The organism is Streptacidiphilus carbonis, from assembly GCF_000787775.1.
GTDB classification, from domain to species: Bacteria; Actinomycetota; Actinomycetes; order Streptomycetales; family Streptomycetaceae; genus Streptacidiphilus; species Streptacidiphilus carbonis.
Genome location: NZ_BBPM01000113.1, coordinates 1 through 8,477 on the forward strand (window position 1 = coordinate 1; position 8,477 = coordinate 8,477).

Here is an 8,477-nt window from a genome sequence, read left to right on the forward strand (position 1 = left end):
ATGGTTTCGTGGTGATCGCGGTCGGCGTCCTCGACTCGCATGGCGAAGCCATCGCTGCGCTCTCTGTGAATGCGAACAGTCCGAGAGTGAGCGGCGAGAAGGCGTTCAGTGAGTTCCTACCCGCCCTCCAGGAGCACGCCGACCGGATTTCCCGCCTGACCTGAATCCAGTGGAGTGTTGGTCGAACAGACCATGTCCCTGTGGGTCACCGCCCCGGCAGGCGGGGGAGCGCCTATCCGCTCGTGCTCGGTGGCGACGCGGTCCATGGGGACGGCGGTCGCATCGTCGTGGCTTCGTTGCTCGAGGAGGCGTTCGCGCTGGTGGAGGACGACTGGGTGGCAACGTAAGGTGCCGAGCCGTAGCCGAGGTCGAATGGTGTCCGCAAGTTCACACAGGGCAGGTTTCGCCGACCCGCGCCGACCTGTCCGCGAGCGGGTCAATCCTCGCGCGGGCCGAAGTCGCCCTCACGCCAGACCGCATCCAGTACGGCCTTGTGGATCCGCCAGCCGTCAGGCGTGCGAATGGCCTCACCGGTCAGGACGGCACCGACGACGAAGAGATTGTCCGGATCTCCGTCGCTCCCGATAGGCAGGAGGACATGGGTGATGTGGGCGTTGGCGCGGAAGCGGGCACGATCGCCGTCGAGGTCGATCAGGTGGCTCGCGAAGATGTGCTGGGTGGGGCCGAACGGGGTCATGGTCTCCGCGTGGAAGGCATCCATGCCCTCGACGCCCCAGTGCTCACCGGGCGGCAGTTCGATGTGGGCGTCGGGCGTGACCAGAGCGGGGAGTGCCTCGTCGAAGTTCCGTTCGTCGAACAGCTTGGCGTACCTGTCGAGGAGCTCTGCCACAGCGACTCGGTCGCTGAGCCGTCGAAGCTGCTCCTCGACGGGCGCACTCCCATTCGTCGTGACGGCGGCGGGTTCCACGGGTACGACCCCTCGTATGTGTGCCGGTACTAACCGGATGCTTGCACATTCAGGCTGCCCGCCAGGGCAGGGCGCGCCAATCCGCGCGCCGCGCTCCGTCGCCGGCCGGGGACGGCCGACGGATCCTCGTCGGACGACGCTAGATGCCGGTCGACAAAAATGTCAACGATTTTGTCGGCACTCAATGGCGATGCAGTACGACCATGGCGGTTCCAGCCCGACCGGATGGCTACTGGCCAGCAGTGACGTGTCCCGACCAGGGCGTTCCGGGCTCGGCTGCTCGACCCGGCCGACCGCACCTGTCGCAGGAATCAACTTTGCACAATCTCTTGACGCCGCCTTCCTCCTGGGGTCCGATGTACGCATACGGGCTTGCGTACGGCATGCGTACAACGACAGCCGCAGTTCGCATGGCCCGCGAGCCCCCACCCATGCAGCAGAGGAGGATCCGTCTGTGACTGCGATCGCCAACAACATGACCAACGATGAGGTCACGGGGGACGAAGAGGAAGTCAAGGACCCTGTCTACACGGGGCCCGGCACGGTTGCCGGCCGTCTGATGCGCAGTTACTGGCAGCCGGTCAAGAAGTCGCGGGACGTTCCGAACGGGACCGCCCACCCCTTGACGGTGATGGGGGAGCAGTTCACGCTGTACCGCGGTCGGGACGGACGGGCCGCTGTGCTGGCACCGCGGTGCGCTCACCGGCTGACCGTGCTGTCCGTGGGGACGGTCGAGGCGGACGGCCTGCGGTGCATGTTCCACGGATGGAAGTTCGGGGCCGACGGGCGGTGCCTGGAGGCCCCCGGTGAGTCGGAGTCGCTGGTCCAGAAGGCGTCGGTGCGCTCGTACCCGACCCGTGAGGCCTACGGGCTGATCTTCGTCTTCCTGGGAGAGGGCACCGAGCCGCCGTTCCCGGACCTGGCGGGCTTCTCACGCGAGCACGGGCACGACTTCGAAACCGCCGCGGTCATCGAGCCGCTCGAATACACGCGGCGGTGCAACTTCTTCTCCAACGTGGAGAACGGCGTCGACCACGCGCACGTGCCCTACACTCACCGGCTCTCGTCCGACCCGAATCGGACCAAGGACGGCTTCTCGCCGGCTGCGGCGCACCAGACGCCGATCACTGTGCGCCGTGGGAGGTCCCTGATCCACACCCGCGAGATCGACGAGAACAGCCCCTACCGGGCCACTTTCCTGATGCCCAACGCACTGCATCTGGTCGTGGCCGGCCGCAACGGCTTGCTCGAGCAGTTCGCCTGGCGCGTTCCGATCGACGACGAGGTCCACATGAGCTTCGGCGTCATGGGCCACTTCCTGACCCCGGAAGGCGTCGTCGCACACAAGCGCAGGCAGGAGGAGGTCGCCGCACGACGGGAGCCCCTCATCTCCGCGATCGACGCCGCCGAACTGATCATCGCCGGCAAGGCGCCCATCACCGACTTCCTGGACCACCCCGACCTGGTCAACCTCGAGGACCACGTCGCCCAGGTCGGCATGGGGCGCCTGGCCGACCGGGAGAACGAGCGGCTCGGCGAATCGGACAAGGGAGTCCTTCAGGTCCGGCGCATGTGGCGTCGGCACCTTGACGCGTTCGACCGCGGCGAGCCGCTCGACACGGCCTGGGCCTAGGCCCGCACTCCGCAGCTAGCCGAAGCACTGCATCGGCGACCGACCCAGATCAGAACCCGTACAGAGCCGCCGGACCACACATCGCGGTCGCAGAGGGCACAGGGGTGCCCGGACGACCTCCGACCGATGTACAGAATGGAGTGTTTTTGATGATCAACAGACGAGTCCGGGCCACCACCGCACTGGTCGCGCTCGCGATGGTCATGGCCACCGCAGCATGCTCCTCCTCCACCGAGTCGGCCGGCGCAAGCGCGGGCTTCACCGGGGCGAGCCTCAGCCAAGTGATCCAGCAGGCCAAGCAGGAGGGGCAGTTGAACCTCGTCTGGGGCGAAGGGGTCCTGGGCGGAACCAAGGGGATCCCGAAGCTGGCCGCAGGCTTCCGCAAGCACTTCGGACTGCCCGACAACTTCAAGGTGACCTTCACCCCCGGACCCTCCCAGGCGCAGATGGCGGCCTCCCTCAACCAGGAGGTGCAGGCGGGCCAGAACTCCACGAGTGACATCATGATCGCCTATCCGGCGACGTACCGGACGCTGCTCGGAGGAGGAGAGACCGTCTTCAAGCCCCAGGACTGGTCGTGGGCGACAGACGTTCCCAAGCAGGCCGTACAGGGCGGCGGGGTGGCCGTCGCCGTGGTGACGAGCATCCCGGTCATCACGTACAACTCGAAGAAGGTCACCAAACCGCCGACGTCGATGCAGGATCTTCTCGCCCCGCAGTGGAAGGGACGCGTCGCGAGTACGCCGTACGCCTCGAACTTCCCCAACTTCGCGGCGACGATCGGCCAGGACCAGGCCCTGTCCTACATCACCGAGTTCACCAAGCAACTCGGTGGCCTCATCCCCTGCACCGAGGACAACCGTGTGCTGAACGGTGAGTTCGACGCCCTCGCATTCGACTGCGACCAGAGCACCACGCTCAAGAACATGCGCGAGGGCGGTGCCCTGCGCTACGTGATCCCGTCCGACGCGGCGATGCTGACGCAGTACATGCTCGGGACCCCGGTGAACTCCGCACACCCTGCGGCCGCTGAACTCTTCACCGACTACCTGATGACCCGCGAAGCGCAGAACACGCTGTGGGACGTCGCCGCCGGGGACTCGGTCTTCGTCAAGGGCTCGAACATAGCGAAGCTCGTCACCGCGCGGGAGGCCGACGGCGTCACGTTCCACGACTGGGACCTCAATGCTGTCCTGGCCGACAAGGACTGGCCCAGCACCGCGTATCTCCAGAACCAGGTCTCGATCCTGACCGGGACGAAGTAGCGGTGGGGATGTGCGGGCGGATCCGCTCGCACATCCGCGCAACGCAAAGGCGGTGGTGGGCGAAGGACTGAGCGTTTCCGCCGAGGCCAAGGCCCACGAGGAGGCGAGCGCCGGCGTACCGCCGCCTCCACCCTTCGACAGGACGAGATCAAAGGTGACGGTGAACCACCTCACCAAGGAGGACCGATGACCCTGACCCAAAACCCACCGGAGAGCCTCGCCGCGCCGCCGGATGCCACTCGAGCACGTCGCGCATGGTCGATCGGGCCCGCCGGGCTGCTCGTCGCCGCATCGGTCATCGCGCTGGCGATCCTGTCGCTGCTCGGGCTGATCGTAGTCGTCGCTTTCAATACCAACGGGATCCGCGGAGCGGCCACCTGGACCAACTTCCGCGACCTGTTCGAAAGTACGTTCGCCTTGCAGGCGATCGGCAACACCATGATCTACATGGCTGTCGCGACGGTGACCTCGGTGCTGATCGGCGTGCCCGCCGCGTGGATCATCGAGCGCACCGACCTGCCCGGCAAATCGATCGTCCACGCGTTCTTCGTCGTAGGCATGCTGATCCCGGGCTTCTTCGTGGCCATGGGCTGGCTCATCATGTTCCATCCGCACGTGGGCATAGTGAACGAGCTGTTCGCCTCGGTGTTCCACACCAAGTCGGGCCCCTTCAATGTCGTGACGATTCCGGGGATGGGCTTCGTCCAGGGTCTCAGCCTGGCGCCGGTCGTGTTCGCCATGACCTCGGCAACGTTCAAGACCATGGACCAGTCGCTCGAGGAGGCCGCGCGCACCGCCGGCGGAACCTTCCTCCAGCAGATGCGCCGAGTGACCCTGCCCCTGTCCTGGCCGAGCATCCTCGCCGCGACACTGTATGTGGCCATCATCGCCTTCGGCGCCTTCGACATCCCCGCCATCATCGGCCTGTCCGCGCGGAAGTTCACCTTCAGCACCTTCCTCTTCTACAACGTGAACCCCCAGGTCGGGTTCCCCCGCTACGGGCTGGTCGCCGCTTTCAGCACGTTCATGATCCTGATCGGCGCCCTGCTGAGCTGGGCCTACTCGCGTGTCCTGCGGCGAGCCAACCAGTACCGAGTGATCACTGGTAAGAACTACAAGCCCTCAGTCGTCGCACTGGGACGTTGGATGTGGGCTGCCTGGGTCTTCCTCGGCTCCTACATCCTCGTCGCAACGGTCATGCCCCTGCTGGGGGTTCTGTGGTCGGCGCTGCTGCCCCAGCAGCAGCCCATCTCGGCAGCCGCCTTCTCCTCGATCAACCTGGACAACCTCACCCAGCTGCCGTGGTCCCTGGTGCGTACCGCTGTGGTCAACACTGTGATCATCATGCTTGCGGTGCCGACGCTCGCATTGATCTGGAGCACCGTCTTCTCCTGGATCACCATTCGCTCGAAGTACAGATTTCGCGCCGTCTTCGACTACGTCGCGTTCATCCCGCACGCGGTGCCCAGCCTGATCCTCGGCATGGGGGCGTTCCTGCTCTCGCTGTTCGTCCTCCCCAAGTCGTGGGGGCTCTACGGTTCGCTGCTGCTGCTGGTCATCCTCATGTCACTGGTCGCGGTGAGTTTCGGCTCGCGCATGACGAACTCCGCCCTGATGCAGATCCATCCGGAGCTGGAGGAGGCGGCAGCGGTCTCCGGAGCGAGTCTCCTGACAACATTTCGACGGGTGCTGGCACCTCTGCTCCGGCCGACGTTCCAGAGTGCATGGCTATGGCTGGCAGTGCTGTCGTTCCGTGACCTGACGGTTCCTCTCATCATGTTCTCGCGCGACAACATGACGCTCTCGGTCACGGTCTGGAACCTCTGGTCGGGCGGCAACCAGGGGCAAGCCGCGATGATCACGGTGCTGATGCTCATCATCGTCTCCCCTCTCGCACTGCTCTACCTGCGGCTCGCACGGAGCAACCCCGGCGAGATGTGAGCGGAGCAACCGAGAACGGAATCTGCGGAACAGAAGACAGGCAGGAAAGTGAAAATGACGGTAGTCGCAGATCTCGTGGCTGCAAACCGGATCCTGGCGCACCACCAGGTGCTCAACGCCTACGGGCACATCAGCGCCCGCGACCCGGAGGACGCCAAGGCCTTCTACCTCTCGCGGTCATTGAGCGCGAGTCAGGTGGGCGAGAACGACATCATGCGCTTCGACCTCGAAGGCGAAGCGATGGACGGCGACAGCCGGCCGCCGTATCTCGAGCGTTTCATCCACGCCGCGATCTATGCCTCCCGCCCGGACGTGAACTGCGTCCTGCACGCCCACACCGAGGAGATCCTCCCGTTCACGATCACCAGCGAGCCCTTTCAGGCGGTGATCCGGGGAGTGAGCGACATCGGCACACAGGTGCCGCGGTGGGACATCCGCACCGGATTCGGTGACGGCACGAACCTGCTCGTCACCACGATCGAGCACGGGCGCGATCTGGCGGACACCCTCGGCGACAACGCCATGGCCCTCATGCGCGGACATGGCTTCGTGTCCTGCGGGCCCTCGGTCCTGAGAACCGTGAGCACAGCGGTGAACCTGCCGCGCAACGCCCGGGTACTGCTCGCCGCCCGTCAGATGAGAGGACCCGTCGTCGCGATGTCCGCGGCGGAGATGGCCGGCGTCAGCGGCGCCGGCGGGCGTGATCTGGGCCCCGACAGCCCGGCGGCCCGGCGCGGCTGGAACCTGTGGCTCGCCGAAGTCGGGCTCGACGGCGCCCAGTGACTGACGGAAATGCGGCCCCACGGCCGACGCAACTCAAGGAGGAACAATGAGGGCAATCCAACGGCGCATCCACCGCGCGGTGACCCTGAGTCCGGGACCGGTATGTCGCCGCCAGGAGATGAACGGATGACGGCCGTGGAGCGGGCGCGCCGCCAAGCAGTCCTCGCGTCCCGAGCACTCGCCGCGTCGGGACAGGGCGACATGATCTGGGGACATGTCGCGGTGCGCGACCCGGAAGGACGGGGCATCTGGATCAAGGCCCCTGGCTGGGGACTCGAAGAGGTCCGGGACGATCGACTGCAACTCGTCTCGTTCGACGGAGAAGTCCTGGCCGGATCGGGCAAGCCGCACAAGGAGTGCCCGATCCACCTCGAAGTGCTCAGCGCCCGAAGTGAGTTGCAGTGTTCGGTGCACACGCACGCCCGAGCCGCGGTGGCCTTCGCGTCCCTGGGCACTCCCCTGCTGGCGGTCTCCCACGAGGGCGCCCTGTTCGGCGGTGGAGATGTGCCCCGCTTCCGTGAAACCGGCAGCCTCATCGCCGGCCCCGAGCTGGGCCGGCGGCTCGCCGCCACGATCGGTGACGCGCCCGCTGCCCTCATGCCCAAGCACGGCCTGGTCGCCGCGGGCATCACCGTGGGCGCCGCCGTCATGCACGCCGTGCTCCTGGAACAAGCCTGCCGCACCCAGCTCGACGCCATGGCCGCCGGCCATGTGACCGTGCACTCCGATCCGGCCGAGGCCGTCGCCAAACGCGCACTGTGCTGGCCCCAGCACCAACTCGAAGCCGGATGGCGCTATCTGCTGCGCAAGTCAGCCGACGTCAATGAACCCCCCAACTGGAAGGACGAGGACTACCTCCCATGAGCAACACGAGCGAATGGATCACCCTGCCCACCGCCGACGGCCCGATGCGGACCTACACGGCGCGTCCGCAGGGTCTCGCGGCCGACCGTGCGGTCGTCGTCCTCCAAGAGGCGTTCGGCGTCAACGACCACATCCAGGACATCGCACGCCGCTTCGCCAGTCGGGGCTTCCTCGCACTCGCCCCGGACCTGTTCCACCGCAACGGCGTCGGCACCCTCGCCTACGACCAGCACGCCGAAGCCATGCCCCTGATCGGCGACATCGGCCCCGACCTCATCACCACGGACGTCTCCGCCGTGCTCGCCCACCTCGCGGACAACGAGAACATCCCCGACGCACGCACTGCTCTGGTCGGATTCTGCTTCGGCGGGAGAGCCGCGTTCACCGCTGCCACCGCGATCGACGACCTCGCCGCCACCGTCGTGTTCTACGGCCCCGGCATCGCCGCCGGTCCGCATGCCGTCCTGGACCGGGCCAAGTCCCTGGACGCACCCATGCTGCTGCACGTGGGCGACGAGGACCCCACCATCCCCGGCGACCATGTCGCCGCGATCGGGACGGCACTGACCGCGGCCGGTGCCGACTTCGAGCAGCACGTCTACCCCAAGGCAGGCCACGCCTTCGCCTGCGACGCCCGCCCGCACCTGTACGAGGCGGACGCAGCACCTGTGGCCTGGGAAAGGACCTGGTCCTTCCTCAACCGCCATCTGCCTGCCTGCTGACCCCACACGCGATCGGTTCCGGTGCCCAGGCCGCAGCGATTGTGGCGGCGGGCACCGGTTCGAGCGACCTCCCACCGGACGGTGTCGACTCCGGCAGTGCCCTCCCTGCCGCCGAAGCACTGCAGCGGTGCCTGGCCTGCGGCAAGCAGCGTCGGCCTTCGGGTGGGTGAAGGCTGCTCAGGTCAGGCGGGAAATCCGGTCGGCGTGCTCCTGGAGCGCGGGAAGGAACTCACTGAGCGCCTTGTCGGCGCCTACCTGCGGGTTTGTGACGTTTACTGAGAGCACTGCGATGGTCTTGCCGTTCGAGTCGAAGACAGGGGCCGCGAGTACGAGGTAACCGA

General features: G+C 66.6%; 8 protein-coding genes. 7 read left to right on the top strand and 1 reads right to left on the bottom strand.

The features are described 5' to 3' along the window. Positions 1-11: 11 nt before the first annotated feature. Positions 12-164 (top strand): IclR family transcriptional regulator domain-containing protein, encoded by a 153-nt coding sequence (locus TR46_RS45500; RefSeq protein ID WP_369406034.1) that lies wholly within the window; start codon positions 12-14, stop codon positions 162-164. A 272-nt stretch (positions 165-436) separates the two neighbouring features. Here TR46_RS45500 and TR46_RS37085 read toward each other — a convergent pair whose 3' ends face one another. Further along, positions 437-928 (bottom strand): nuclear transport factor 2 family protein, encoded by a 492-nt coding sequence (locus tag TR46_RS37085; RefSeq protein ID WP_042411474.1) that lies wholly within the window; start codon positions 926-928, stop codon positions 437-439. Between the two features lie 190 nt (positions 929-1,118). On the opposite strand from TR46_RS37085, the gene TR46_RS37090 reads away from it, so the two are divergent. From TR46_RS37090 to TR46_RS37115, 6 genes are all read left to right on the top strand, one after another. Then, positions 1,119-2,561 carry a Rieske 2Fe-2S domain-containing protein gene (locus TR46_RS37090; RefSeq protein ID WP_161790277.1) on the top strand — a complete coding sequence of 481 codons (1,443 nt, stop codon included), beginning with the start codon at positions 1,119-1,121 and terminating at the stop codon, positions 2,559-2,561. 149 nt (positions 2,562-2,710) lie between these two features. Further along, the gene (locus tag TR46_RS37095; RefSeq protein WP_042411480.1) at positions 2,711-3,826 is read left to right on the top strand and encodes an ABC transporter substrate-binding protein; all 1,116 of its coding nucleotides are present in this window, start codon (positions 2,711-2,713) and stop codon (positions 3,824-3,826) included. A 186-nt stretch (positions 3,827-4,012) separates the two neighbouring features. Further along, a complete protein-coding gene (locus TR46_RS37100; RefSeq protein ID WP_042411485.1) occupies positions 4,013-5,767 on the top strand; it encodes an ABC transporter permease in 1,755 nt (584 codons plus the stop codon). Between the two features lie 54 nt (positions 5,768-5,821). Further along, positions 5,822-6,550, top strand: a complete 729-nt coding sequence (locus tag TR46_RS37105; protein WP_084719259.1) for a class II aldolase/adducin family protein — start codon at positions 5,822-5,824, stop codon at positions 6,548-6,550. A gap of 126 nt (positions 6,551-6,676) precedes the next feature. Continuing rightward, positions 6,677-7,414: a class II aldolase/adducin family protein gene (locus TR46_RS37110; RefSeq protein WP_042411499.1), complete on the top strand. Its 738-nt coding sequence runs from the start codon at positions 6,677-6,679 to the stop codon at positions 7,412-7,414. After that, positions 7,411-8,136, top strand: coding sequence for a dienelactone hydrolase family protein (locus TR46_RS37115; protein WP_042411503.1), 726 nt, complete (start codon positions 7,411-7,413; stop codon positions 8,134-8,136). Before TR46_RS37110 ends, TR46_RS37115 begins: the two co-directional genes overlap by 4 nt. The last annotated feature ends 341 nt before the right edge of the window (positions 8,137-8,477 follow it).

What these genes read in the sequence shown, in the direction of transcription:
- TR46_RS37090 (WP_161790277.1), top strand. Translation starts at nt 1,119, where the DNA reads ATGCAGTACGACCATGGCGGTTCCAGCCCGACCGGATGGCTACTGGCC.
- TR46_RS37095 (WP_042411480.1), top strand. Translation starts at nt 2,711, where the DNA reads ATGATCAACAGACGAGTCCGGGCCACCACCGCACTGGTCGCGCTCGCG.
- TR46_RS37100 (WP_042411485.1), top strand. Translation starts at nt 4,013, where the DNA reads ATGACCCTGACCCAAAACCCACCGGAGAGCCTCGCCGCGCCGCCGGAT.
- TR46_RS37105 (WP_084719259.1), top strand. Translation starts at nt 5,822, where the DNA reads ATGACGGTAGTCGCAGATCTCGTGGCTGCAAACCGGATCCTGGCGCAC.
- TR46_RS37110 (WP_042411499.1), top strand. Translation starts at nt 6,677, where the DNA reads ATGACGGCCGTGGAGCGGGCGCGCCGCCAAGCAGTCCTCGCGTCCCGA.
- TR46_RS37115 (WP_042411503.1), top strand. Translation starts at nt 7,411, where the DNA reads ATGAGCAACACGAGCGAATGGATCACCCTGCCCACCGCCGACGGCCCG.